Source organism: Rhizobium sp. 9140, assembly GCF_900067135.1.
Taxonomy (GTDB): Bacteria; Pseudomonadota; Alphaproteobacteria; order Rhizobiales; family Rhizobiaceae; genus Ferranicluibacter.
Genome location: NZ_FJUR01000001.1, coordinates 3535889 through 3559468 on the forward strand (window position 1 = coordinate 3535889; position 23580 = coordinate 3559468).

Here is a 23580-nt window from a genome sequence, read left to right on the forward strand (position 1 = left end):
ATCGGTCTCAGTTCTTCCCGAGGAATTCGGTCAGGGCAGCAAGGACGCCTTCGTTCGCCTCCTCCGTGCCGATCGACAGGCGCAGCGAATTGGGGAAGCCGTAGCCACGCACGGCCCGCAGGATGAAGCCGCGGCTCGTCAGGAACGCATCCGCATCCGCCGCCCGTTGACCATCGACATCGGGGAAGTGCATCAGCACGAAATTCGCAACCGATGGCGTGACCTCGAGGCCGAGCGCCGTCAGTCTCTCGCTCACCTTGGCGACCCATTCCGCGTTGAAATCGACGGCAGCGGCCGTGAAGGCCTGATCGCGCACGGCAGCGGCACCGGCCGCGATGGCCGGCGCATTCAGGTTGAACGGCCCACGGCTGCGGTTCAGCGCATCGATGATGGCGGCGGGCGCATAGATCCAGCCGACGCGAAGCGCCGCGAGACCATAGACCTTGGAGAAGGTGCGCGTCATCACGACGTTCTGGTTGGAGGAGACCAGTTCGATCCCCGCCTCGTAGTCGTTGCGCCGCACATATTCGGCATAGGCTGCATCTAGCACGAGCAGCACATGCTTCGGCAGGCCGGCCTGCAATCGGCGCACCTCTTCGACGGGCACGAAGGTGCCCGTGGGATTGCCGGGGTTGGCGATGAACACCAGTTTCGTCTTGTCGGTCACGGCGGCGAGGATCGCATCGACATCGACGCGGCAATCCCGCTCCTTCACCGTCACCGGCGTACCGCCGGCCGCCATGATCTGGATCCTGTAAACGAGGAAGCCGTGCTCGGTGATAACAGCCTCATCGCCCGGCGCGAGATAGGTGTGGGCGAGCAGCCCCAGAAGCTCGTCCGAGCCGTTGCCGCACATCAGGTTCGCAGGGTTGAGCGCGTAGACCTCGGCAATGGCATTGCGAAGCTCGATCGCCTGCCCGTCCGGGTAGCGCTCCAGCTGGCCAGCAGCCTCGCGAAAGGCCTCCAATGCCTTCGGGCTCGCACCCAGCGGCGTCTCGTTGGAGGAGAGCTTGTAGACCTTGGCCACGCCCGGAGCGTGTTCCTTGCCCGGCACATAGGCGGCGATGTCGAGAATGCCGGGGCGCGGGGTCGGAGCGTTCGGGAAGGAGCTCATGGTCTGGCTTTCGCTGGTGTCACGGATGGCTCTGCCATTATCGCTCCATCGCCGCCTTGTCGAGGGTTTAGGCGTGTCGAGGGCTTAGGCGAGCCCCTCACCGCGTGGGCGGCGGCCCGTCGCGCGTGGTCGGCACACCCTGCGGCGCCAGCACGGGCACGAACACGCGCCGCGATGCGCGCGCTGCCACCGGCAGCCCCTGATAAAGCCGCTTCTGCGCCTCCACGACAATCACGCCCGAGAACACCGGCCAGAGCGCCCGCCCCATCTTCTCGAAGGCACGCCCGAGCTTCAGCACGGTCTTCGTGGTCGATGGCGGGAAGAACAGCGCCTCGCAGGAAGCGCCCGGCGTGAAATTCGTCTCCCGGAGGAGTGCCGTCAGCTGCCCGCGCGAATAGGGACGGCCGGAACCGAAGGGCGTGTGGTCCATCCGCGCCCAGACGCCCTGCCGGTTGGGAACCACAATGACGAGCCGCCCGCCGGGCGCCAGCACCCGCCAGAGCTCCTTCATGGTCTCGCGCGGATTTTCGGCAAATTCCAGCGCGTGCACCATGAGAATACGATCAATCGAGCTGTCGGGCAGCGGCAGCTCCTCATCGAAGACGAGCGCCGTCGAGGACAGCTCGGCGACTGGCCAGTTCACAGCCCCCTGCCCTGCCGGCATGAAGGCAAAGGTCCGCTCCGTATCGGCACGGAAGCGCTCCAGATAGGGCAGGACATAGCCGAGCCCCACCAGTCGCTCCTCCGGCAACCGCGCCCAGATGGAGGCAAGCGCCATGGAGATCGCCTGCTCGGTGAAGCGCCCGAGCCGCGAATGATAAAACTGGCGAAGATCGACGATATCGGCGTGCATGCGGGAGAGGGTAGTGCGCGGCCCGGAGAAAGGAAACCTTGATAACGCCGATTTTCACGCCGGGGCTTTCGCGCCAGCCATCTCGATGGCTGGCTATCGCTGGACTTCCCCTTCGCCGCCTTTACATTCCCCTGACGATTCCCCCGTTCCAGTTCTCCCCGAGGATCTCATCATGCCAGCGTTCGATCTCGACCTGTTCCTCTGCCGGACCGACAATTTCGGCGTCCTCCTGCACGATCCCGAAAGCGGCGAGACGGCCTCCATCGATGCGCCTGAGGAACAGCCGATCCTCGACGCGCTGGAGCGGCGCGGCTGGACGCTGACGCACATCTTCACCACGCATCACCACACCGACCATGTGGACGCGAACCTCGCTCTGAAGACCCGCTACGACGCCACCATCATCGGCCCGGATCGCGAGGCCTCGCGCATCCCCGGCATCGACATGACCATCGGCGACGGCGGGGATTTCACCTTCGCCGGACACAAGGTCCACGTGATCGGCACGCCCGGCCACACCGCCGGCCATATCTGCTACCACCTGCCGGACGACCGCCTGCTCTTTGCCGCCGACACGCTGTTTGCGCTGGGTTGCGGTCGCCTGTTCGAGGGATCGCCGGCCGATATGTGGTCCTCGCTCCAGAAGCTGATGGCGCTGCCGGACGAAACGCAGGTCTATTTCGGCCACGAATACACGCTTTCGAACGCGCGTTTCGCCGTGACGGTCGATCCCGGCAACGCGGAACTGAAGGCCCGCGCCGCCGAGATCGAGGCCTTGCGCGAGCGTGGGGGCTTTACCGCGCCGACGACGCTGGGCCTGGAAAAGCGCACCAACCCTTTCCTGCGCCCGGCCGACCCCGGCATCCGCGCCCATCTGGACATGCCCTCCGCCAGCGATGGCGAGATCTTCGCCGAAATCCGCAAACGCAAGGACAGCTTTTAATGACGGCGCACGTGATGACGGCACAAGGAGAGACGCAGGACGCCAGTTCGATCGTCGCCGCGCTTGGCATGATCAGGCATCCCGAAGGCGGCTGGTACGTCGAGACCTTTCGCGACGAGACCGGTGGCCCGCGCGGGCATTCCACGGCGATCTACTACCTTTTGGAAGCCGGCGAAAGATCGCACTGGCACCGCGTTCTCGATGCCGCGGAAGTCTGGCACCATTACGCCGGCGCGGCCCTTACCCTCCGGCTTGCCGCACCGGGCGAACCCACCACGACCGTCGTCCTCGGCACGGATCTCGAAAAGGGCGAACGCCCGCAAGGCGTGGTTCCCGCCGGCACCTGGCAGTCGGCCGAATCACGCGGCGCCTGGACGCTCGTCGGCTGCACCGTCGCGCCGGACTTCGATTTCAGTGTGTTCGAAATGGCACCGCCCGGATGGGAGCCGCCGGCGCCTCACGCCGCCGGCTGAGCCTGCTCTTCGGCCGGAACCGGAACCTTGCGCGACGGGAAGATCACGTCGCGCGCGGCAAGAACCGCTCCGCCCGTCACGAGCAGGCAGGCCAGCGCGATGTTCAGCGACGGCTCGGCAAATCCGAACAGCATGAGCGTCAACGTGGAGAGCACCGGCGCCGAGTAACTCGCGACCCCGAGAAGCTGGATATTGCCGTTCTTCACGCCGTAATCCCAGGCGTAGAAGGCCGCACCGACCGGCAGCAGCCCGAGGCCCACGACCGCCAGCCACTGCATGCCGGTGTCCGGCCACACGGTCGTTTCCAGGGCGAGATGGCAGAACAGCGACAGGACCGAGGTTGCGAGGCAGAAGCCCGTGACGACATCGGTGGACACAGCCTCGAAACGCCGCGTCAGCAACGAATAGATCGCCCAGGTGAAAGCACAGCAGAGCGCCGAGCCATAGCCGAGCGTATAGGCGCTGTCGAAAGCGACGCCGTTGCGGGCGACGATCATCGCCGTGCCGGCAAGGCCGCAGAGCGCGCCGGCGACATGATACCACCGCAGCCGCTCGCCCGGCAGGAGGGCCGAGCCAACCACGATCAGCAACGGCCAGAGATAGGCGATCAGCCCGGCCTCCACCGCCGGCGCGCTGCGCAGCGCCGTGAAGTAGAGCGCATGATAACCGAAGAGCCCGACGATGCCGACCAGCCAGACCCGGGCGGGTTGCCGCAGCAGCGCCAGCCGCTCCGGCTTGAGCGCCAGCACGACGAGACCGGGAAGGCTACCGATGGCAAAGCAGATCGCCGAAAGCTGGAAAGGCGGCATCGTGCCGGAGGCGGCCGTGAAGAGCGCCAGCAGCGCCCACATCAGAATGGCGGAAAATCCGATCAACGTCGCTCTGGTCTGCATCCGCCCACTCTCCGCTGTCAGCAGGCAGCGTCGGGATAAGATCCTGAGCGGATCACCCCTTGAAGCGCGTGGCCCACACGGTCACCGGACCGTACTTCGTCGGGATCCGGACATAGACCGGAGCATATACCTGCACGGTATCCGACTTGGCAAACCAGATCTCCATGCTGTCGAGCTTGCGAAGGTAATCCACATCCTCGCGGCCCTTGCGGTAGCCCGATTTTGGCACGAACTGGATGCCGCAGACGATGACGTCGCCACTGAAGCCTTCGGTCTTGAACGGCTTCGTGCCCTTGGCGCTCAATTTCAGATCCATGCGCGATTCGCCATCGAACACCGGCAGCGTCTTCGGGCACACCTTGGCACCGGCCGGAAAGATCAGGCCCGACAGGGGATCGACCACGCCGCGCATGTCCTCCTTCGTCACCGGAACCCAGTTCTTCGGCGGCTTCTTGCGCTGCGGCGTCAGGGTCGCCGAGGTCACGTTGCCGTTGTCGAAGGCAACGTCGATCGCGCGCTTCTTCTTGCCGGTCTGGTAGCGCACGGAATAGTCGGTGGCGACGAGCTTGTCGGTCTCGATCGTCCCGGAGACCTCCGTGCGCCCGCTCGTGCTCGACAGGATATCCGCAAGACCGGCCGAACTCAGCGTTCCCGAGATCGTGTAGCGTCGATCATCAAGCTTGGTATGGAACGAGGCCTTGGCGATCGGAAGGCCGGCGAGCGAGATGGTGTAGTCGGTATCGTGCACGACATCCGCCGGCCGCGCCGCATTCGTGGGAACCGTCACCAGGGACATTGCGGCAAGAGCCGCAAGACCGACACGCAGGGCCATGCCGAGAACCTTTCCGAAAGAGATCGGGAGAAAGAAGGAGAGATAGGAAGCGTTTGCGGCATTTCTACGCCCGTGTTACCGAGCCTGCACCGACCGGCATACGGCCGTCTTTTCCACCGCCCTGCCCCGACTTTGCGGGAAATTCCGGTGTTTTGTCTTGACGTGCGCCGCGGCTCTGACTATAGAACCGCAACTTTCCAATCATGACCGGTGGGAATGCTGCTTGGGCTTGTGGCCCGCAAACGCATTGAACGCAGGCGAAAAGAAATAGGTGATTCCATGTCCCGTAGTTGCGAATTGACCGGCAAGGGCGTCCAGTCGGGCAACAATGTGAGCCACGCGAACAACAAGACCAAGCGCCGGTTCCTGCCGAACCTGTGCCAGGTCACGCTGATCTCGGACTCGCTGAACCAGCGCTTCCGCCTTCGCGTTTCGGCTGCAGCTCTCCGCACGGTCGAGCATCGTGGCGGTCTCGATGCTTTCCTGCTCAAGGCAAGCGAAGTAGACCTGTCACAGCGCGCACGCCTGCTGCGCCGCCAGATCGTCAAGAAGACCGCAGAAGCCGTTGCTGCCTGATAAGCAACGAAGCCTGAGCATTCCGGATCATGGCCTGCCGTCATCGGCGGGCCGTTTCCATGCGCATGTGATACGGTTTCGCATCTAACGTTTCATAGGGACCTGCCATCATTCGGGCAGCAGATCCTCTCCTCCAACTGGTGGCATCACCCAGGATAAAAAAATGCTGAACACACGCCTGTTCGCGACGTACGTTGCCTTGATGACCCTCGTGGTCGTCGCCTCAAACTTTCTGGTGCAGTTCCCCTTGCCCGGCTCCATTGCCGGCATGCAGCTGGGTGATCTTCTCACCTGGGGCGCCTTCACCTACCCCGCCGCCTTTCTGGTGACCGACCTCACCAACCGCCAGTTCGGGCCGAAGATCGCCCGGCGTGTCGTCATTTGCGGCTTTGCGGTCGCCGTCGTGATCTCCATCATGGTCGCCACGCCGCGCATCGCCATCGCCTCCGGCTCGGCCTTCCTCTTCGGGCAGCTTCTGGATATCTCGGTCTTCAACCGCCTGCGCCGTCAACGCTGGTGGCGCGCGCCGCTCGCCGGCTCCCTGTTCGGTTCGGCGCTCGACACGGCCATATTCTTCTCCCTCGCCTTCGCCCCGATCTTCGCCTTCATCGGCCCGAACGATCCCTTTGCTCTCGCGTCCTCTCCGATCCTCGGCCTTCTCACGACGGAAGCGCCCCGCTGGATCTCCTGGACGCTCGGCGATCTCGTCGTCAAAATCCTCGTCGGCCTGGTGCTGCTGCTGCCTTACGGCGCCTTGATGAACGTCCTGAAGCCGATGCCGGGAGCGCCGGGAGCGCGCGTCTGAGGTTGGTCGGACGTCGCAGCCCCTCATCCGGCTGCCGCCACCTTCTCCCCGCTTGCGGGGAGAAGGAACATGCGGGAAGCGCTCGCTTCTTCGTGACAGTTGTGGGTGGGAACGACGAAGGCGCCACGAGTCTCTTCTCCCCGCCACGCGGGGAGAAGATGCCGGCAGGCAGATGAGGGGCAGCGCGCAGCGCCATACCCCACACCCCCGCCCTCACGGCAGAAGCTTGAACTCCAGCATCAGCGATCGCTCGAGAATCGAGTGGTTGTCGTCGGAGACGAGGATGAGGTGGGTGTCGCCACTGGGTTGGACGACCACATCGAGGCCTTCCATATTGTCGATCTGGTAGCCGAGATCGGCGGAGATCAGCACCTCGCCATCGACAACGGCACCGGCGCGGATGTCGTCAGCCTTGATGCGCCGGATTTCCATGCCGAGACCCGCGGCGAAGCTGAAACGGCGCTCCAGCAGCAGAAGATCCCCATTCGGCAGGAAGGCACCGTCCGTCACAGCGAAGGGATCCTTCTGCACCACGCCGAACACGCCTTTGCGCGGCCCTTCGAGCACGGCAGCGAGAAGGTGATCATTCTTGTCGAAGGAAAGCTCGGCGACGATAACGGGGGCGCCTGCAAGCGGGCTCTCCTTTGGCGATACCGCCACCATTTCGAGGCTGCGATTGCGCTTCAGCCTGTCGCGTGGAAGCAGAATCGGCAAGGTTCTGAGCGGCCGCGACTGCGTGAAGCCGGGATCGGGATAGATGTCCACCCGCGCGTCGCCTTCGAAGCTGACGAGCACCTGCCCGTCACGCAATGCGACACCTTCCGAGTCCATGAGTGCCTTGGCGCTCTCGGTGCGACCCTGCCGGTCCTTCATAGACATCACGGTAACGTCGCCAAGGCCCGACAGTCGGCCGCCGGGATCCCGCTCGATGCGGCCTTCCAGCCAGTGCGCCGTATCGAGCACGCCGACGAAATGTTCGCCATCGGCGCGAAAACGGATCGATGAAAAAGCGCCGAACAAGGCATTGTTCGAGGTGAGGTCGAGACCGCCGATGAACTCCAGCCTGCCGAACAAGCGCTGATCGGAACCGAACCGAAACGTCTCGATCTTCTTTGCAAAGATCGTCATTGCCTCGGTGGCCGGCTGATCAGGCTCAGGGTTTGCCGCCTGCGCCGGCGCAAGCGAGGCGCACGCCCAAAAGCCCGCGAGGACCACGAGCCGACACCACGCGCCGCTTACGGGCCTGCCCCGCTTGGTTGGCTCAGCCCGCACGCCGGGCTGCGCGTCGTCCGCGTCCGTTCTCGTCGTCAAACAGCGAGGCAAGCTGTTCGGTCATCGCGCCGGCCAGTTCGTCGGCATCCACGATGGTGACCGCGCGGCGATAATAGCGCGTCACGTCGTGACCGATGCCGATGGCCAGCAGTTCGACCGGCGACCGGGTCTCGATCTGCTCGATCACGGCCCGCAGGTGACGCTCGAGATAATTTCCCGGATTGACCGACAGGGTCGAGTCATCAACCGGCGCGCCGTCCGAGATCATCATCAGGATGCGCCGCTGCTCGGGCCGCGCCAGCAGACGGTTATGCGCCCAGATCAGCGCTTCCCCGTCGATGTTTTCCTTCAGCAGACCTTCGCGCATCATCAGGCCGAGATTGCGCCGCGCCCGGCGCCAAGGCGCGTCGGCCGATTTGTAGATGATATGGCGCAGATCGTTCAGCCGGCCCGGCGCCTGCGGTTTGCCGCTGGCAAGCCATTTCTCGCGCGCCAAACCGCCCTTCCACGCCTTCGTGGTGAAGCCGAGGATTTCGACCTTGACGCCGCAGCGCTCCAGCGTCCGCGCCAGAATGTCGGCGCAAGTGGCAGCGACCGTGATGGGCCGGCCTCGCATGGAGCCCGAATTGTCGATCAGCAGCGTCACCACGGTGTCGCGGAAATTCGTGTCCTTCTCCCGCTTGAAGGACAGCGGCTGCATCGGATCGATGATGAGGCGCGTCAGGCGCGCCGGATCGAGATAGCCCTCTTCGAGATCGAATTCCCACGAGCGGTTCTGCTGCGCCATCAGGCGGCGCTGAAGCCTGTTGGCGAGGCGGCCGACAGCGCCTTGCAGATGCGAGAGCTGCTTGTCGAGGAAGGCGCGCAGCCGGTCGAGCTCCGCCTCGTCGCAGAGCTCTTCGGAGGTGATGGTCTCGTCGAACTCCTCGGTGAAGACGGAATAATCGACCTTCTCGTTGAAGTCGTCGAACGGGCTGTTCGGCCGCTTGACCTCGCCGGGCGTCTCGCTGTCCTCGTCGCCGTCATCCGACATTTCCTCGTCGGAAATCTCGGCGCCGTCCATCTCGCCGTCGTCCATCTGCTCTTCGGCAGATTCGTTCTCTTCGGACGGCGCGGCATCCGAGCCGGCATCCTCTTCGGACGTGGATTCGTCCTGCTCCTGGCTGCGCGGCTGGTCCTCGTCCGTCTGCGTTTCCTGGTCGTCCGGCTCGGCTTCCTCGTCCGTGTACTTCTCGGCCACGTCCATGGAGGCGAGCATGTTGCGCACGACGCGGGCGAAGGCCTGCTGATCGTTGACGGCGCCCGAGAGGTTTTCCATCTCGCGGCCGGCCTTCTCCTCGATGAAGGAGCGCCAGAGATCGAGCACCTTGCCGGCTGATTCCGGCGGCTTGCGCCCGGTCAGCCGCTCGCGCACGATCAGCGCCACGGCCTCCTCGATCGGGGCATCGGCCTGCCGCTCGATGGTGCCGAAATTGGCGCGGGCATATTTCTCGTCCAGCATGGAGGAGATGTTCTCCGCCACGCCATCCATGCGCATCGAGCCGATGGCCTCGCAGCGCGCCTGCTCCACGGCGTCGAAGATGACGCGGGCATCCGCACCCTGCGGCGACATGGTCGCGTGGATACGGTCGTCATGGCACGCCTTGCGCAGCGCCATGCTGTCGCCGATGCCGCGCGTCACCGACAGTTCTTGCCGCGTCGGGCGGCGGGAAATGTCCGGCAGGCGCATACGGTCGCCGGTGAGGCCGGGGCGCTCATTGGCGAACACGACCTCGATCTCCGCGTCACCGGCGATCGAGCGGATGCAGCCGGTCAGCGCGCGGCGGAACGGTTCGACATCCACCTGGACGCCGGGTTTCGGTCTCGTATTGTCGCCGCGCCCTGCCATGCGATCAGGCCGTCGCTTCGAGGACGATGTTGGCGGCGCTTTCCTTCAGCTCCACGCCGAAGGCCCGCTGGTAATGTTCGGCCACCAGCGCCCGCTCCAGTTCGTCGCACTTGTTGAGGAAGGTCACCCGGAATGCAAAGGCGATATCGCCGAAGATATGCGCGTTCTCGGCCCAGGTGATAACGGTCCGCGGGCTCATGACGGTCGACAGGTCGCCATTGATGAAGGCGGCACGGGTCAGGTCGGCGACGCGTACCATCTTCGACACCGTGTCGCGGCCGCGCTTCGCGGTGAAGCCCTTGACCTTGGCGGCGACGATATCGACTTCGTTGTCATGCGGCAGGTAGTTGAGCGTGGTGACGATCGACCAGCGGTCCATCTGCGCCTGGTTGATCTGCTGCGTGCCGTGATAGAGGCCGGTGGTATCGCCGAGGCCGACCGTATTGGCGGTCGCAAACAGGCGGAAAGCGGGGTGCGGCCTGATGACGCGGCTCTGGTCGAGCAGGGTCAGGCGGCCGGAGGATTCGAGCACGCGCTGGATGACGAACATCACGTCCGGGCGGCCGGCATCGTATTCGTCGAAGACCAGCGCGACATTGTGCTGGTAGGCCCAGGGCAGGATGCCGTCCTTGAATTCGGTGATCTGCATGCCGTCCTTGACGACGATCGCATCCTTGCCGACGAGGTCGATACGGCTGACATGGCTGTCGAGGTTGACGCGCACGCAGGGCCAGTTCAGCCGCGCGGCCACCTGTTCGATATGGGTGGATTTGCCCGTGCCGTGATAGCCCGACACCATGACGCGGCGGTTGTGCGCAAAGCCGGCGAGGATCGCAAGCGTGGTTTCACGGTCGAAGAGATAGTCGGGATCGCTGTCCGGCACATAGGCATCGGCCTTGGAATAGGCCGGCACGCGCAGGTCGCTGTCGATTCCGAAGACCTCGCGGACGGATACGGTCGTATCGGGAAGATTGGAAATATCGAGGTCTACCTTGCTCATCATGTCTCCGCTCATTAAGTCGCCGGGGGCCGCGCTTCGCGCTGGGCCTCATATCGCATTGCAGTGTGACGGGGTACTTCCTAGCAGAAGCCCGCCTGTTTTAACAATTGGTAGGCCTGAATGACCTCGCGAAAACGGTCTTCCGATCCGCGATCTCCGCCATTGGCGTCGGGATGGTGCTTTTTCACGAGATCCTTGTAGGCGGCCTTGATGTCCGTGGCGGTCGCCGTGGCCGGCAGGCCGAGAGTATCGAAGGCTTTTGTCTCCAGCGTCTTCAGCTTGCGCTGGCGCGGCTCCGGCTGCGCCCGGCGCGCCCTGGCCTCGTGCAGGAAGCCGAACGGGTCGCTCATCCGCGCCTTGGAGCCCGCCGAACCGGACCGTGTCTGGCCCTGCTCCGGCGCGTTCTTCGCGCTGCGGTTCACGCCCAGCGTCCAGGTCGGCCGATGCCCTGTCAGCGCCTCCTTCTGGTAGCGCGCGATCTCGTTGTCCGACAGGCCGGAGAAGTAGTTGTAGCCCTTGTTGTATTCCTTCACGTGCTCGAAGCAGAACATGAAATACTGGTTTTCGGCATTGCGCCCGACCGGAGCGCGATGCCCGCCATTTTCCTCGCAGCCGTCCCACTGGCACGTCGGGGCCACGGGCTCCGGTTTCCGGGTGGTCCCGCGTCGCTTCGTCCGGATGGTATCGAAGTATTTTGAGTCGAGCTTCATGGCACACATTATGGTGTGATGGAGGGGTCACAACAAGAATTGACAAACGCGAATGTTGCAGGCTTTTTGATGGTGATTTGCCAGGAGCAGGGCATGTTGAGCGACAGAGGTCCGACCGCCGCGTCCACCTCGTATCGCAAGCCAGAAAAACGAGGCAAAACCATGTCGTTAGAGCAACGGATCACCACAAGGCTCACCGAGGCCTTCAAGCCTTCCCGGCTTGCCGTGATCAACGAAAGCCACCTCCATGCCGGCCACCACGCCGATTTCAACGGCACCGGCGAGACCCACATGCGCGTACGCATCGTCGCGGATGCCTTTACCGGCATGTCCCGCATCGCCCGCCACCGGGCGATCAACGATCTCCTGAAGTCGGAACTCGACGCCGGCCTCCACGCCCTTGCCGTCGAGCCCGCGGCTCCCGGCGAAGAGACGCGCTGGTAGCTGACGCAGACGTTCAGGTAGGGGCGGTATTCTCGGCCGGGCGGATGCGCAGTTTGGTGATGCGGTTCTTGACGCGCTTCATGACGATGAAGCGCTTGCCGTAGAAGGTAAATGCCTGCCGTTCGTCCGGTATCGTTCGGGACTCATGGATCACGAGACCGGCAATGGTCGTCGCCTCGCCGTCCGGCAGCGACCAGTCGAGCGCCCGGTTCAGGTCGCGGATCGGCACCCCGCCATCCACCACGAGTGACCCGTCCGCCTGAGGATAGACGCCGCGGACATCGGGATCGTGCTCGTCGGCGATATCCCCGACGATCTCCTCCAGAATATCTTCCAGCGTTACCAGCCCGCGCACCTCGCCATATTCGTCGACGACGATGGCGAAATGGCTCTTGCGGCGCAGGAAGGCGCTGAGCTGGTTTGCAAGGTTCGTCGCATCCGGCACGTACCAGGGTTTCTGCGCGATTCTGACGATATCGACCGTGTCCGGCTGGACATCCGGCTCCGCCAGAGCCCGCAGAAGATCCTTCGCGTGGAGCACACCGATGATGTTGTCGGCCGAGCCGCGCCACACCGGCATGCGCGTATAGGGGCTGTCCAGCACGGCTTTTACGTTGACGGCCGGCGGGTCATCCGCATTCAGCGCCCGCATCGCCATCCGGTGCACCATGATGTCGGACACTTCAAGCTCGTCGAGATCGAGCACGCCGCTGACGCGGTCGCGGTCCGCCTTGACGACCGCGCCTTCCCGATGAAGAAAATCGACGGCCCCGCGCAGCTCTTCATGCGCCGTCAGCATCGGCGCCTCATGCGAAAGGTTGAAGCCGAACGCCTTCATGATGGCCCGCACCATGGCATTCACGAGGCTCGACAGCGGCCCGACGACCGCCACGACCAGCCGCACCGGCCGAGCGACGCCGATCGCGAAGCGCTCCGGCCCCGCATTCGCCCAGCTGCGCGGCAGCACGTCGGCCAGCACCACGAGCAGGATCGTCATCGCGATGGTCGCATAGGCAACGCCCGGCGCGCCGAAGCCTGAGAGAAACAGGCCCGTGGCGACCGAGGTCGCGAGAACGCGCGCCAGATTGCTACCGAGCAGCAGCGCGCCGATGACCCGGTCGCGCCGCTCGATGAGCCGATCGACCACGCCGGCGCGCGCCTCGCCCTGAACGTCGAGCGTGTGCAGGCGCGTGCGCGACACCGCCGTGAGCGCCGTTTCCGCGCCCGAGAGGAAAGCTGCGAGCGCGATCATCAGGAGGATCGCCAGCACGGCCGGCCCGTGCGCGATGAGGATGGCCGTCAGCGCCTCCATGGTCATGCCGCGCGATCGGGATGGTTTTCGGCAAGGAACGACAGCACGGCCGAGGTCGGCACGTCGTCGGCGACGAAGGCTTCGCCAAGGCCGCGGGTGAGGATGAAGGTGAGCTTGCCGCCCTTCACCTTCTTGTCCTGCGCGATGGCATCCATCAGAACCTCCGGCGGCGGCAGCTGCCCGGGGATCTCGCTCATCCGCGTCGGCAGGCCGACAGTGCGCAGATGCGCCTCCACCCGGGCCGTGACGTCGGGGCTGGCAAGGTTCATCCGGGCGGAAAACGCGTGCGCGAGCACCATGCCGATCGCCACACCCTCGCCATGCACGAGACGGGTACCGTCATAGGCGGTGGCGGCTTCCAGCGCGTGGCCGAAGGTATGGCCGAGATTGAGCAGCGCCCGGCGGCCGTTCTCGCGTTCGTCGGCCACGACCACATCGGCCTTCGCCTGGCAACTCAGTGCAATCGCCTCGATGCGCGCCGCACCGCCGGCAAAGACCGCCTGCCAGTTGGCCTCCAGCCAGGCGAAGAAGTCCGGCTTGTCGATCAGGCCGTATTTCGCGACTTCGGCATAGCCGGCGCGAAATTCGCGCGGCGACAGCGTGTCGAGCACGTCGGTATCGGCGAGCACCAGATCCGGCTGGTGAAAGACGCCGATCAGGTTCTTGCCATGCGGCGAGTTGATGCCGGTCTTGCCACCGACGGAACTGTCGACCTGCGCGAGAAGCGAGGTCGGGATCTGGATGAAGCGGGAGCCCCGCCGGGCGATGCCGGCAGCAAACCCCGTAAGGTCGCCGATGACGCCACCACCGAGCGCGATGACCGCATCGTTGCGCTCGATGCGCGCGCCGAGGATCGTCTCGCAGACGGGAATGAGGTGCTCGAAGCTCTTTGTCTTCTCCCCCGCAGGAAGAATGGCCGACACCGCCTCGATCCCTGCCTGCGCCAGGCTGTCCATCAACGGCTTGAGATAGAGCGGCGCGACGTTCTCGTCCGTCACCACCGCCATCCGTCGCCCGGTCAGCCGCGCCGCAATCTCCTGCGCGGCCGAGCCGATCAGTCCGGGCCCGATCAGGATGTCATAGGCACGTTCGCCGAGCGGAACATGGATCTTGCGCACGGTCGGGGTTTCGCTCATCGCTTGGCTCACTCTATGGCTGGTCTCTGACGACTTTTCTTCGGCGGCGCTATTTCTTCGGCTGCCCTATTTTTTCGGAGGGATGGCGGCGATGGCTTCCAGCACCTCTTCCACGATGCGCTCCTTCTTGACGTCGCGCGAGAGCACGCTCACATCCGCCTCGGCATAGATCGGATATCGCTCGATCATCAGCTTTTCGAGCGTACCCTTGGGATTGTCGGTCTTCAGGAGAGGTCGTCCCTCGCGCTTGTTGACACGGTCCCACAGGACGTCGAGTTCGGCGTTCAGCCACACGGAAACGCCGCTTTTCTGAATGTTCCGGCGCGTCTGCGGGTTGATGTACGCACCGCCGCCGGTGGAGACGATCCGGGCACCCGACTGCAGCAGCCGCTTAATCACCCGCGTTTCCAGCGCCCGGAACTCCGTTTCGCCATAGGCGGCAAAGAGTTCGGCGACGGTCATGCGCGAGACGCGCTCGATTTCGTGATCCGAATCGACGAAAGGCAGCGACAGCGCCTGCGCCGTCAGGCGCCCGATGGCCGACTTGCCGGCGCCCATCAGCCCGACGAAGACGAGGTTGCGCCGGCCGAGCACGGCTCTCGCCCGCTTGACCAGCGTTTCCGAAACCGGCTCGACCACGTCGCTCATCACCGCAAGACTTTCCCCATTTCCCTGTTCTATCGACAAAACGGGCGGAAGCGTCAAGTCGCGCAAGGGTCGCTCGCCTCTTTCCTATCCCCGCGCAAACATGCCCGTGCTTGCGATCAGACAGAGCCGGCCTCATATAGATCGACGCCTCGGAGACGATCATGCCCACCCTTGTCCGATTTCTCTTCATCTGTCTCATCATCACCGGCGCCGTCTATGGAACCATGCTGGCCCTCGTTACCTTCGTCGATCCGGCCGAGCGCGACGTGACGATCCGCATACCACCCGAGCGGCTTGATCCCGAAAGATTGGCTCCGAAATAATGGATCTGTCGTCCGCCCACCTCGAGTCCTTCCTGGAGATGATGAGCGTCGAGCGCGGCGCGGCCGTCAACACGCTCTCCTCCTACCAGCGCGATCTCGAAGACATCCTGTCTTTTCTGAAAGCGCGCGGCGTGAAGGCGACCGAAGCCGGGCCGGACGATTTTCGTGCCTATTTCGCCGACTTCGCCGCGCAGGGCTTCAAGGCGTCCTCGCAGGCCCGCCGCCTGTCGGCGCTCCGCCAGTTCTACAAATTCCTCTATGCCGAGGGGATCCGCACCGACGACCCGACCGGCGTGCTGGATGCGCCGAAGAAGGGCCGCCCGCTGCCCAAGACCATGAGCGTCGACGATGTGACGCGCCTCATCACCCAGGCCGAAGCAGAGTCGATGGCCGAGCCGGGTCTCGACAAGCTGCGCATGGCCGCCCTGATCGAGCTTCTCTACGCGACCGGCATGCGCGTCAGCGAACTCGTCTCCCTCCCCGCTTCGGTGCTCGCCCGCGATGGCCGCTTCCTCATCGTGCGCGGCAAGGGCAACAAGGAGCGCATGGTACCCTTGTCGCGCAGCGCCATCGCGAGCCTCCAGCGCTATGGCGCGCGGATGCAGGCGGAAACGGCGGCAAAGGGCGGGGAAGACAGCCCCTGGCTCTTTCCCTCCAACTCGGAATCCGGCTATCTCCCCCGTCAGGTCTTTGCGCGCGACCTGAAGGGCCTGGCCGGACGGGCCGGCGTCCGCGTCGCCTCGATTTCGCCGCATGTGCTGCGTCATGCCTTCGCCAGCCACCTCCTGGCCAATGGCGCGGATCTTCGCGCCGTGCAGGAACTGCTCGGCCATTCGGACATTTCGACCACACAAATCTACACGCATGTGCTGGAGGAAAGGCTGCACGACCTTGTGCAAAACCATCACCCTCTTGCCAAACAGGCCAAAAAACAGGATTAGGACGCTCGCCTCCCGTTCTGGAATGCCACGGGAGACCCGCGTCGAAACGATCGGAACCGCATCTCATGCATCACTATCTCGATTTCGAAAAGCCGATCTCGGATCTCGAAGGCAAGATTCACGAGCTGAAGAAGATCGCCGGCGAGGACGAGAGCATCGATACGAGCGACGAAGTCGAGCGGCTCGAAGTCCGCGCCAAAGAGGCGACCGTCGAGATCTACTCCAAGCTCACACCCTGGCAGAAGACGCAGGTCGCGCGCCACCCGCAGCGCCCGCACTTCCAAGAATATGCCGCCGGCCTGTTCACCGATTTCACGCCGCTCGCCGGTGACCGGAAGTTTGCCGAGGACGCCGCCATTCAGGCGGGGCTTGCCCGCTTCCGCGGCATTCCGGTGGCCGTCATCGGCCAGGAAAAGGGCAACGACACGAAGTCGCGCATCAAGCACAATTTCGGCAGCGCCCGCCCGGAAGGCTACCGCAAGGCCATCCGCGTCATGGAAATGGCCGACCGCTTCGGTCTGCCGCTGATCACGCTGATCGACACGGCAGGCGCCTATCCCGGTATCGGTGCCGAGGAACGCGGCCAGGCTGAAGCCATCGCCCGCTCCACCGAGATGTGTCTGAACCTCAAGGTTCCGATCATCTCCGTCGTGCTGGGCGAAGGCGGATCCGGCGGCGCGATCGCGATCGCCACCGGCAACCGCGTCTACATGCTGGAGCATGCGATCTATTCGGTCATCTCGCCGGAAGGCGCCGCCTCCATCCTCTGGCGCGATTCGACGCGTGCCAAGGAAGCCGCAACCAACATGAAGATCACGGCCGAGGACCTGAAGGCCTTCGGTATCATCGACGGCATCATCGAGGAGCCCGTCGGCGGCGCGCATCGCGATGCCGATCTCGTCATCGACCGCACCGGTGGCGTTATCGCCGACGCCCTGAAGGATCTCTCCAGCCGCAAGGGCGACGATCTGCGCAAGGAGCGCCGCGAGAAGTATCTGAGCATCGGCCGCTCGCTCTAAGAACGACCTGGCTTTCCCCGCGTTTGAGGGCAGGATGCGAGACGATTGCGCCCTGCCGCATCTCGGCCATGATTGTCGGGCCTTGGTGGTGCCATCTGCGCGCGATCTCCAGAGAGCGGTGCGGTTAACAATTTGTGAAGCATAAAACCGTATTGATTCTGTCAGACTCGGCCGCTAGGGAAGAGTCGCGTCCGACTTTCATTACCGATGGGCTCTTGCCGATGCGTCTGACACATATCCTCGCCGCCGCCGTCATGGGCCTGTTTCTTGCAGGCTGCACCACGGAAGAAGTCGTCGATAGCGTCGATGTCGATCTGAAGAAAGTTACCAGCAAAACCGGTTACGAACTTTCCGGCAAGATCGTGCAGAAGATGCAGGCGATGAGCATGGCGAAGACCTCGCCGATCATGCTGCGCATCTTCAAGGAGGAAGGCGCGCTCGAAGTCTGGAAGGCCAATACGGCCAATCGCTTCGAAAAGCTGCGCGAATACAAGATCTGCGCCTGGTCCGGCAAGCTCGGCCCCAAGGTGAAGGAAGGCGACCGGCAGGCGCCCGAGGGTTATTATCCGCTCGCCCCCGGCCAGCTGAACCCGAATTCCAGCTATTACCTGGCCATCAATACAGGCTTCCCCAACCAGTTCGACCGCGCCAATGGCCGGTTCGGCACCAACCTGATGATCCATGGCGCGTGCTCGTCGTCGGGTTGCTACTCGATGACCGACGAGCAGATGCAGGAAATCTTCGCGCTCGCCCGCGACGCCTTCAAGGGCGGCCAGTCGACCATCCAGCTGCAGGCGCTGCCCTTCCGCATGACCGCGGAAAACATGGCGCGGCATCGCAACAGCCCGCATTACGATTTCTGGAAGAACCTGAAAGAAGGGTACGACCAGTTCGAGATTACGAAGCGCCCGCCGGAATTTGCGATCTGCGACCGTAAATACGTTTTCAACAAAAGCGTTGCCGGCAAGATGAACCCGACGGGCCAGTGCCCGGCGCTCTCCACGCCACCCTCCATGGAAATGGCGCTGGCGAACTACAACAAGAAATACGACGCCGACTACGAAAAGGCCCTGAAGAAGCTCGACGGCCTCGTCTGGTACGAGCCGAGCGAAGCCGAGCGCAAGGCCGTGGTCGCCAAGCAGCGCGCCGGCCGCGAACTGGCCTATGCCCCGACGGGCACCTCGCTCGATGCCGGCAAGCTGATGAAGGTCGCCGACCTCGAAAAGCAGGAGGCGCACCGCGCCGAGCTCGAAGAGGCCAAGAAAGCCATTGAAATACAGACGGCGGCCTTGGAGCACAGCACCCGCAACGGCAAAAGCGTGCCGATCCCGCAGGAAAACCCGCTGCCCCGCCCGGTCGCGCAGATCGCATCCGCATCGCCGGCGCCCGGCCAGGCCGGCTTCTGGGGCAACCTATTTAAAAAGCCCGCACCTATTACAGCCACCGATCCGGCTGCCGGTCCTCTTCTCGGCGAACCACAGACCGCCAGCGCGGACACGACGGGCCAGAGCCAGACAGCAAGCCAGACCGCATCCGTCAAGACGAGCCGCGACATCACGGCTGGTGTTCCCGTCCATGTGGAAACGCGCAAGGTGACCGTAAAGCCGGGCCAACAGGGCGCGGAGCCGAAGGCCGTGACGCAAGCAGCACCCGCCGATCAGACGACCGGCGCACAGGCTTCGGGTGAAATGCAGATCCCGCAGGCGGTTGCCGAGCAGCAGCCCGAGGGCAAGAAGAAGCCGTTCTGGAAGCTCTGGTAGGGCGGACCGCGCCGATGATCTCGGATGCGAGCCCGACACCGCCATGTGACGATCCTGAAGAACAGGCGCTCCCCCTCGACCTCAAGGGCCTGAAGTGCCCGTTGCCCGTCATCCGCACCCGCAAGCGATTGGCGGCTCTTGGCCCCGGCGCATTGGTGCTGGTGGAAACCACCGATCCCCTTGCCGTCATCGATATTCCGCATTTCTGCAACGAGGACGGCCACCATCTCGAACGTCAGACCGCGACGGATCGTGGCCACAGCTTTCTGATCCGCAAGGGCACTGCTATCTGACGCAATGTCCCGGTCCGCGACCGGGAACCCGGCTCACATGCGGAAACCCGGCACGGCCAGCGGGTTGTCCGAAAGCGCCTGCCGGTCCGGCCGGTCGATGGCAGGCTTACCGGTGAAGGCGTCGAACAGGTCGCGCACGAAGCTTTCCTCCAGCCCCTTGGTGATCAGCACCATGCGCGTGCGCCGATCGGCAGGCTCCGGCCAGGCGGCCAGCCGCTCCGGCGGGTGAAAGATCTGCTGGACGCCGTGCAGCACCAGCGGCCGCTCCGGCCGCTCCGCGGTGCAGACGATCGCCTTCATGCGCAGCAACTTCTCACCATGCGCCGAGCGGATGAGATCCACGAACATATCAAGCGCCATCGTGGAGATCGGCTTGTCATGCACGATGCTGAACGAGCGGATATCATCCCCGTGCCGGTTGGTATCGTGATGATGGTGATGTCCGTGATGATCATGGGCGTGGTGGCCATGATCATGGTGCTCCTCATGAGCATCATGCGCATCGTGATCGTGCTTCGCTTCGTCCTGCAGCCATCGGCAGACGTCGGCGATCTTGGTCGCGGGATCGTAAAGCCCGCAAGCGAAGAGCGAAGACCGGCCCGTTTCCTCAAGATCGCCATCGAGGACCGGCGCGCGCGGATTGAGTTCGGCGAGCCGTGCCTTGAGCGTCGCCACGGTCTCGGGAGAGGCAAGCGTCGCCTTGGTCAGCACCAGCCTGTCGGCCACCGCCACCTGCTTCACCGCTTCGACGTGATGGTCGAGCGTCGAAAGGCCGTTGACCGCATCCACCACGGTCACCATGCCATCGAGTCTGTAGCTTTGTTGCAGCGTCGGGTGTCCCATGACGGACTGCATGACGGGTGCCGGATCGGCAAGGCCCGTGGTTTCGATGACGACGCGCTTCAGCGGTCGTATCTTGCCCGTCTGCATCCGGTCCATCAGATCCGCCAGCGTATCGACAAGCTCACCCCGCACCGTGCAGCAGAGGCACCCGTCCGCAAGCTCGATCACGCCGTCGCCGGAGGATTCCACCAGCAGATGATCGAGCGACACGTCGCCGAACTCGTTGATGATGACCGCCGTATCTGAAAGATCGGGATCCTTGAGAAGCCGGTTGAGAAGCGTCGTCTTGCCGGCACCGAGAAAGCCGGTGAGGATCGAGACCGGCACCGGATCGAAACGGGTGATCATAAGGTTCGCTTTCGAGGGCACGCCCGCAAAACGGGCTGCATGAGGAAATTGGATGTCCTAGAGCATTACCGGTGAACACGGGTTCACCGGTAATGCTCTAACCTCTTGTTTTCTCTGCATTGTCCGACGCCGAAGCGATCCCGCTTCGGCTGGAAATGCTCTAGAAGACCGGCCGCGGCACGGGTACCGGCACATTGGCCACATCGCCCTGCGCGCTGGCCGGCTGCCCGTCGACATCCGCAGCCTTCGCGCCCTGCCCCGGGATCAACTGTGCCGAGACGAAGTTGAGCGGCCGGTTGATCTCGTGGATGAAGGGCGAGAGCAGCTTCTGGCGTCCCGCCTCGTCGCGACCTTCGCTGCGCACCTTGGCGGCCTGCGCCGAGCAGATCTGCTTTGAGATATCAGCCGTCACATCGCGCGTTTCGCCATAGGCCGCGATCTGTCCGAGCCCCGGCTTGCCGGCGGGATTCGCCGTCAGCGCCATCTGCATCAGCCGCGCGGATTCGTCCGCCCGTCCCCCGAGGCTGTCGGCGCCGAGCACGACGGACACGACACTGCGACCGTTACGCGTGGCGGACGACACCTGATTGAACCCCGAGGCGCAGATGAAGCCGGTCTTCATGCCATCGGCACCGTCGAAGCGGCCGATCAGCATATTGTAGTTCGGATAGCTCTTCTTGCCCGTCGTGAAGCCCTCATAGGCGAAATAGGCCGCATATTCCGGAAACTCGCGCTTGATCGTGATGGCGAGCACGGCGAGATCCCGTGCCGTCGTGTATTGTCCGGGCTCGGGAAGACCGTTGGGATTGACGAAGTTCGAGTTGGTCATGCCGATCCGCTTCGCCTCGGCATTCATCATGGCGACGAAACCAGGCTCCGAGCCGCCGACCGCCTCGCCGATGGCGACCGCGATGTCATTTGCCGATTTGATCAGCATCATCTTCAGCGCGCTGTCGAGCGTCATCGACGCGCCCGGCTTCAGGTACATCTTGCTCGGCTGCTCGGAGGCCGCATGCTTGGACATGACGATCGGCGTTTCCAGCGTCATCCGTCCGGCTTTCAGCGCACGAAACGTCGTATAGGCCGTCATCAGCTTGGTCAGCGACGCCGGATACCAGCGCTGGAAGATATCCTCCTGCTCGTAGACCTTCAGCGTCGCGACATCCACCACCAGCTTGGGATTGGCGAGCGCGGGTGCCGCGGCCGTAAGCGCCAGCGCGCCGGCGATGGCCCCAACGAATAGCTGGGAACCGGACATGCGAATCTTCATAGTCACCACAGTTCAACCTCGAAATTTTCGGGCATTGCCTCGTGTCGAGGCGCTATTTAACCTATATGGCAGGGGCAAGGCAAAGACCTTTGCCATGAGATCGCCCGGCGACCGCGTGCCGCCACCACGACCGACAGGATAGATCATGCCGATTCTCAACCGTGCAGCCGAACTCCAGGACGAAGTCACAGCATGGCGCCGCCATATTCACAGCCGGCCCGAACTTCTGTTCGCCGTGGAAAATACGGCATCCTTCGTGGAAAACAAACTCCGGGAATTCGGCGTTGACGAGATCGTGACCGGCATCGGCCGCACCGGCGTCGTCGGTCTCATCCGCGGCAGCCTGGGCAATGGCACCACCATCGGCCTGCGCGCCGACATGGATGCGCTGCCCATGACGGAATCGACCGGCAAGCCCTATGCCTCCACCACACCCGGCAAGATGCATGCCTGCGGCCATGACGGCCACACCGCCATGCTGCTCGGCGCCGCCAAGTATCTGGCCGAAACGCGCAACTTCAAGGGCGCGGTCGCCGTCATCTTCCAGCCGGCCGAAGAGGGCGGCGGCGGCGGCAACGAGATGGTCAAGGACGGCATGATGGAGCGCTTCGGCATCTCCGAGGTCTACGGCCTGCACAATATGCCCGGCATGCCGGTCGGGCATTTCGCCTCCCGCGTCGGTCCCATCATGGCCTCGACCGATGAATTCTCGATCACCCTCGAAGGGCGCGGCGGCCATGCGGCCCAGCCGCACAAGACCATCGACCCCATCGTGCTTGGCGCACAGATCGTCACCGCATTGCAGACCATCGCCTCGCGCACCGCGGATCCGCTGTCGGCCGTCGTCGTCTCGGTCACCAAGTTCAATGCGGGCTTCGCCCACAACGTCATCCCCGAACAGGCGCTGCTGGCCGGCACCGTGCGCACGCTGATGGCCGAGAACCGGGATATGGCCGAGCGCCGCATCAACGAGATCTGCACACATCTGGCCGCCGCCTATGGCGCGACCGCCCGCGTCCGCTACGCCCGCAACTATCCCGTCACCGTCAACCACGCCACGGAAACCGGCCATGTGCTCGAAGCCGCAACGGACGTCGCAGGCGCCGCACAGGTCGTGGGCAATGTCGATCCGATGATGGGCGGTGAAGATTTCTCCTACATGCTGCTCGCCCGTCCCGGCGCCTTCGTGTTCATGGGCAATGGCGACAGCGCCGGCCTGCACAACCCCGGCTACGACTTCAACGACGAGGCGATCCCCCACGGCATCTCCTACTGGGTGCGCCTTGCCGAGAGCCGCCTGGGCGCCTGATGAGCGGTATCGACAGGATCGACCGCAAGATCCTCAGCATTCTCCAGGCCGACGGGCGGATCACCAATCTGGAACTGTCCGAGCGCGTCGGCCTGTCGCCGACTGCCACCAGCGAACGCATGCGCCGGCTGCTGAAGGAGGGCTATGTCTCGGGCTTCGGCGCGCGCCTCGATCCCCAGCGCCTCGGCTTCGGCCTGCTCGTCTTCATCGAGGTCATGCTGGACAAGACGACGCCGGAAGTTTTCGACACCTTCGCCGATGCCATCCGCAAGGCGCCATCCGTCATCGAGTGCCACATGGTCGCCGGCGGCTTCGACTATCTCGTCAAAACCCGCTTCGAGGACATGAGCGCCTACCGCAATTTCCTCGGCCAGTTCCTCTGGACGTTGCAGGGCGTCAAGGAGACCCGAACCTACGCCGTCATGGAAGAAATCAAGAACGACGGCCCTCTACCGCTTCTTTAGCGGCCTTTGCCGCCCGCCCGGCGCCATCGCGCAATACCCGCACAAGTTTCACGGTCATACATATGAGAATCGACTAATAGTGCGGAACTATGGTTGGTTCCAGATAGAGGG

General features: G+C 64.0%; 25 protein-coding genes. 12 read left to right on the plus strand and 13 right to left on the minus strand.

All coding sequences use genetic code 11. The features are described 5' to 3' along the window. Positions 1–7: 7 nt before the first annotated feature. On the minus strand, positions 8–1114 hold the full coding sequence (hisC, locus tag GA0004734_RS16705; protein ID WP_092935484.1) for a histidinol-phosphate transaminase: 1107 nt from the start codon (positions 1112–1114) through the stop codon (positions 8–10). 97 nt (positions 1115–1211) lie between these two features. Beyond that, positions 1212–1967, minus strand: a complete 756-nt coding sequence (locus GA0004734_RS16710; RefSeq protein WP_092935485.1) for a class I SAM-dependent methyltransferase — start codon at positions 1965–1967, stop codon at positions 1212–1214. 172 nt (positions 1968–2139) lie between these two features. Between GA0004734_RS16710 and gloB the strand changes: the two genes are divergently transcribed. Next, a complete protein-coding gene (gene gloB, locus GA0004734_RS16715; RefSeq protein WP_092935486.1) occupies positions 2140–2910 on the plus strand; it encodes a hydroxyacylglutathione hydrolase in 771 nt (256 codons plus the stop codon). Next, complete coding sequence (locus GA0004734_RS16720; protein ID WP_245292450.1) at positions 2910–3383, plus strand: cupin domain-containing protein; 474 nt, start codon at positions 2910–2912, stop codon at positions 3381–3383. Before gloB ends, GA0004734_RS16720 begins: the two co-directional genes overlap by 1 nt. On the opposite strand, the gene GA0004734_RS16725 is transcribed toward GA0004734_RS16720, so the two are convergent. Together GA0004734_RS16725 and GA0004734_RS16730 are read right to left on the minus strand one after the other, a co-directional pair. After that, positions 3368–4276 (minus strand): aromatic amino acid exporter YddG, encoded by a 909-nt coding sequence (locus GA0004734_RS16725; RefSeq protein ID WP_092935487.1) that lies wholly within the window; start codon positions 4274–4276, stop codon positions 3368–3370. The two genes, GA0004734_RS16720 and GA0004734_RS16725, sit on opposite strands and share 16 nt — an antisense overlap. A 52-nt stretch (positions 4277–4328) precedes the next feature. Continuing rightward, on the minus strand, positions 4329–5072 hold the full coding sequence (locus tag GA0004734_RS16730) for a DUF3108 domain-containing protein (protein ID WP_245292527.1): 744 nt from the start codon (positions 5070–5072) through the stop codon (positions 4329–4331). A gap of 315 nt (positions 5073–5387) precedes the next feature. Here GA0004734_RS16730 and rpmB point away from each other — a divergent pair, with 315 nt between their 5' ends. Together rpmB and GA0004734_RS16740 are read left to right on the plus strand one after the other, a co-directional pair. Further along, complete coding sequence (gene rpmB / locus GA0004734_RS16735) at positions 5388–5684, plus strand: 50S ribosomal protein L28 (protein ID WP_092935489.1); 297 nt, start codon at positions 5388–5390, stop codon at positions 5682–5684. A gap of 163 nt (positions 5685–5847) precedes the next feature. Then, a complete protein-coding gene (locus GA0004734_RS16740) occupies positions 5848–6489 on the plus strand; it encodes a queuosine precursor transporter (RefSeq protein WP_092935490.1) in 642 nt (213 codons plus the stop codon). 213 nt (positions 6490–6702) lie between these two features. Here GA0004734_RS16740 and GA0004734_RS16745 read toward each other — a convergent pair whose 3' ends face one another. The 4 genes from GA0004734_RS16745 to GA0004734_RS16760 all read right to left on the minus strand — a co-directional run bounded on the left by GA0004734_RS16745 (position 6703) and on the right by GA0004734_RS16760 (position 11368). After that, positions 6703–7617 carry an esterase-like activity of phytase family protein gene (locus GA0004734_RS16745; protein WP_092935491.1) on the minus strand — a complete coding sequence of 305 codons (915 nt, stop codon included), beginning with the start codon at positions 7615–7617 and terminating at the stop codon, positions 6703–6705. Positions 7618–7750: 133 nt separating this feature from the next. Further along, positions 7751–9649, minus strand: coding sequence for a cobaltochelatase subunit CobT (gene cobT, locus GA0004734_RS16750; RefSeq protein WP_092935492.1), 1899 nt, complete (start codon positions 9647–9649; stop codon positions 7751–7753). A 4-nt stretch (positions 9650–9653) separates the two neighbouring features. Further along, positions 9654–10649, minus strand: coding sequence for a cobaltochelatase subunit CobS (cobS, locus tag GA0004734_RS16755; protein ID WP_062595689.1), 996 nt, complete (start codon positions 10647–10649; stop codon positions 9654–9656). Between the two features lie 80 nt (positions 10650–10729). Next, complete coding sequence (locus tag GA0004734_RS16760) at positions 10730–11368, minus strand: J domain-containing protein (RefSeq protein WP_092935493.1); 639 nt, start codon at positions 11366–11368, stop codon at positions 10730–10732. Between the two features lie 153 nt (positions 11369–11521). Here GA0004734_RS16760 and GA0004734_RS16765 point away from each other — a divergent pair, with 153 nt between their 5' ends. Then, the gene (locus tag GA0004734_RS16765) at positions 11522–11803 is read left to right on the plus strand and encodes a BolA family protein (RefSeq protein WP_092935494.1); all 282 of its coding nucleotides are present in this window, start codon (positions 11522–11524) and stop codon (positions 11801–11803) included. Positions 11804–11816: 13 nt separating this feature from the next. On the opposite strand, the gene GA0004734_RS16770 is transcribed toward GA0004734_RS16765, so the two are convergent. From GA0004734_RS16770 to GA0004734_RS26295, 3 genes are all read right to left on the minus strand, one after another. Further along, on the minus strand, positions 11817–13121 hold the full coding sequence (locus GA0004734_RS16770; protein WP_092935495.1) for an HlyC/CorC family transporter: 1305 nt from the start codon (positions 13119–13121) through the stop codon (positions 11817–11819). Then, entirely contained in the window at positions 13118–14251 is a 1134-nt protein-coding gene (gene aroB / locus GA0004734_RS26290) for a 3-dehydroquinate synthase (RefSeq protein WP_092935496.1), read from the minus strand. The genes GA0004734_RS16770 and aroB overlap by 4 nt, the downstream gene beginning before the upstream one ends. Before the next feature lie 66 nt (positions 14252–14317). Beyond that, entirely contained in the window at positions 14318–14899 is a 582-nt protein-coding gene (locus tag GA0004734_RS26295) for a shikimate kinase (RefSeq protein WP_092935497.1), read from the minus strand. A 161-nt stretch (positions 14900–15060) separates the two neighbouring features. Here GA0004734_RS26295 and GA0004734_RS26070 point away from each other — a divergent pair, with 161 nt between their 5' ends. From GA0004734_RS26070 to GA0004734_RS16800, 5 genes are all read left to right on the plus strand, one after another. Next, positions 15061–15222: a hypothetical protein gene (locus GA0004734_RS26070; RefSeq protein ID WP_092935498.1), complete on the plus strand. Its 162-nt coding sequence runs from the start codon at positions 15061–15063 to the stop codon at positions 15220–15222. Further along, a complete protein-coding gene (gene xerD, locus GA0004734_RS16785) occupies positions 15219–16163 on the plus strand; it encodes a site-specific tyrosine recombinase XerD (RefSeq protein WP_092935499.1) in 945 nt (314 codons plus the stop codon). Before GA0004734_RS26070 ends, xerD begins: the two co-directional genes overlap by 4 nt. A gap of 65 nt (positions 16164–16228) precedes the next feature. Next, positions 16229–17182, plus strand: coding sequence for an acetyl-CoA carboxylase carboxyltransferase subunit alpha (locus tag GA0004734_RS16790; protein ID WP_092935500.1), 954 nt, complete (start codon positions 16229–16231; stop codon positions 17180–17182). A 221-nt stretch (positions 17183–17403) separates the two neighbouring features. Further along, positions 17404–18942, plus strand: a complete 1539-nt coding sequence (locus tag GA0004734_RS16795) for a murein L,D-transpeptidase (RefSeq protein ID WP_092935501.1) — start codon at positions 17404–17406, stop codon at positions 18940–18942. Between the two features lie 14 nt (positions 18943–18956). Continuing rightward, the gene (locus GA0004734_RS16800) at positions 18957–19235 is read left to right on the plus strand and encodes a sulfurtransferase TusA family protein (RefSeq protein WP_092935502.1); all 279 of its coding nucleotides are present in this window, start codon (positions 18957–18959) and stop codon (positions 19233–19235) included. Positions 19236–19268: 33 nt separating this feature from the next. Here GA0004734_RS16800 and GA0004734_RS16805 read toward each other — a convergent pair whose 3' ends face one another. Both GA0004734_RS16805 and GA0004734_RS16810 read right to left on the minus strand, forming a co-directional pair. Beyond that, the gene (locus tag GA0004734_RS16805; protein WP_092935503.1) at positions 19269–20426 is read right to left on the minus strand and encodes a CobW family GTP-binding protein; all 1158 of its coding nucleotides are present in this window, start codon (positions 20424–20426) and stop codon (positions 19269–19271) included. A gap of 160 nt (positions 20427–20586) precedes the next feature. After that, positions 20587–21684, minus strand: coding sequence for a D-alanyl-D-alanine carboxypeptidase family protein (locus GA0004734_RS16810; protein WP_092936392.1), 1098 nt, complete (start codon positions 21682–21684; stop codon positions 20587–20589). Positions 21685–21841: 157 nt separating this feature from the next. Here GA0004734_RS16810 and GA0004734_RS16815 point away from each other — a divergent pair, with 157 nt between their 5' ends. After that, positions 21842–23005 (plus strand): M20 aminoacylase family protein, encoded by a 1164-nt coding sequence (locus tag GA0004734_RS16815; RefSeq protein WP_092935504.1) that lies wholly within the window; start codon positions 21842–21844, stop codon positions 23003–23005. Beyond that, positions 23005–23469, plus strand: coding sequence for an Lrp/AsnC ligand binding domain-containing protein (locus GA0004734_RS16820; RefSeq protein ID WP_092935505.1), 465 nt, complete (start codon positions 23005–23007; stop codon positions 23467–23469). Before GA0004734_RS16815 ends, GA0004734_RS16820 begins: the two co-directional genes overlap by 1 nt. The last annotated feature ends 111 nt before the right edge of the window (positions 23470–23580 follow it).

What these genes read in the sequence shown, in the direction of transcription:
- GA0004734_RS16795 (WP_092935501.1), top strand. Translation starts at nt 17,404, where the DNA reads ATGCGTCTGACACATATCCTCGCCGCCGCCGTCATGGGCCTGTTTCTT.
- cobS (WP_062595689.1), bottom strand. Translation starts at nt 10,649, where the DNA reads ATGAGCAAGGTAGACCTCGATATTTCCAATCTTCCCGATACGACCGTA.
- GA0004734_RS16790 (WP_092935500.1), top strand. Translation starts at nt 16,229, where the DNA reads ATGCATCACTATCTCGATTTCGAAAAGCCGATCTCGGATCTCGAAGGC.
- GA0004734_RS16740 (WP_092935490.1), top strand. Translation starts at nt 5,848, where the DNA reads ATGCTGAACACACGCCTGTTCGCGACGTACGTTGCCTTGATGACCCTC.
- GA0004734_RS16815 (WP_092935504.1), top strand. Translation starts at nt 21,842, where the DNA reads ATGCCGATTCTCAACCGTGCAGCCGAACTCCAGGACGAAGTCACAGCA.
- GA0004734_RS16765 (WP_092935494.1), top strand. Translation starts at nt 11,522, where the DNA reads ATGTCGTTAGAGCAACGGATCACCACAAGGCTCACCGAGGCCTTCAAG.
- gloB (WP_092935486.1), top strand. Translation starts at nt 2,140, where the DNA reads ATGCCAGCGTTCGATCTCGACCTGTTCCTCTGCCGGACCGACAATTTC.
- GA0004734_RS16800 (WP_092935502.1), top strand. Translation starts at nt 18,957, where the DNA reads ATGATCTCGGATGCGAGCCCGACACCGCCATGTGACGATCCTGAAGAA.
- GA0004734_RS16760 (WP_092935493.1), bottom strand. Translation starts at nt 11,368, where the DNA reads ATGTGTGCCATGAAGCTCGACTCAAAATACTTCGATACCATCCGGACG.
- GA0004734_RS16710 (WP_092935485.1), bottom strand. Translation starts at nt 1,967, where the DNA reads ATGCACGCCGATATCGTCGATCTTCGCCAGTTTTATCATTCGCGGCTC.
- rpmB (WP_092935489.1), top strand. Translation starts at nt 5,388, where the DNA reads ATGTCCCGTAGTTGCGAATTGACCGGCAAGGGCGTCCAGTCGGGCAAC.
- hisC (WP_092935484.1), bottom strand. Translation starts at nt 1,114, where the DNA reads ATGAGCTCCTTCCCGAACGCTCCGACCCCGCGCCCCGGCATTCTCGAC.
- GA0004734_RS16770 (WP_092935495.1), bottom strand. Translation starts at nt 13,121, where the DNA reads ATGACCATGGAGGCGCTGACGGCCATCCTCATCGCGCACGGGCCGGCC.
- GA0004734_RS16805 (WP_092935503.1), bottom strand. Translation starts at nt 20,426, where the DNA reads ATGATCACCCGTTTCGATCCGGTGCCGGTCTCGATCCTCACCGGCTTT.
- GA0004734_RS16725 (WP_092935487.1), bottom strand. Translation starts at nt 4,276, where the DNA reads ATGCAGACCAGAGCGACGTTGATCGGATTTTCCGCCATTCTGATGTGG.
- GA0004734_RS26070 (WP_092935498.1), top strand. Translation starts at nt 15,061, where the DNA reads ATGCCCACCCTTGTCCGATTTCTCTTCATCTGTCTCATCATCACCGGC.
- GA0004734_RS26295 (WP_092935497.1), bottom strand. Translation starts at nt 14,899, where the DNA reads ATGAGCGACGTGGTCGAGCCGGTTTCGGAAACGCTGGTCAAGCGGGCG.
- cobT (WP_092935492.1), bottom strand. Translation starts at nt 9,649, where the DNA reads ATGGCAGGGCGCGGCGACAATACGAGACCGAAACCCGGCGTCCAGGTG.
- GA0004734_RS16820 (WP_092935505.1), top strand. Translation starts at nt 23,005, where the DNA reads ATGAGCGGTATCGACAGGATCGACCGCAAGATCCTCAGCATTCTCCAG.
- GA0004734_RS16810 (WP_092936392.1), bottom strand. Translation starts at nt 21,684, where the DNA reads ATGTCCGGTTCCCAGCTATTCGTTGGGGCCATCGCCGGCGCGCTGGCG.
- GA0004734_RS16720 (WP_245292450.1), top strand. Translation starts at nt 2,910, where the DNA reads ATGACGGCGCACGTGATGACGGCACAAGGAGAGACGCAGGACGCCAGT.
- aroB (WP_092935496.1), bottom strand. Translation starts at nt 14,251, where the DNA reads ATGAGCGAAACCCCGACCGTGCGCAAGATCCATGTTCCGCTCGGCGAA.
- GA0004734_RS16730 (WP_245292527.1), bottom strand. Translation starts at nt 5,072, where the DNA reads ATGTCCCTGGTGACGGTTCCCACGAATGCGGCGCGGCCGGCGGATGTC.
- GA0004734_RS16745 (WP_092935491.1), bottom strand. Translation starts at nt 7,617, where the DNA reads ATGACGATCTTTGCAAAGAAGATCGAGACGTTTCGGTTCGGTTCCGAT.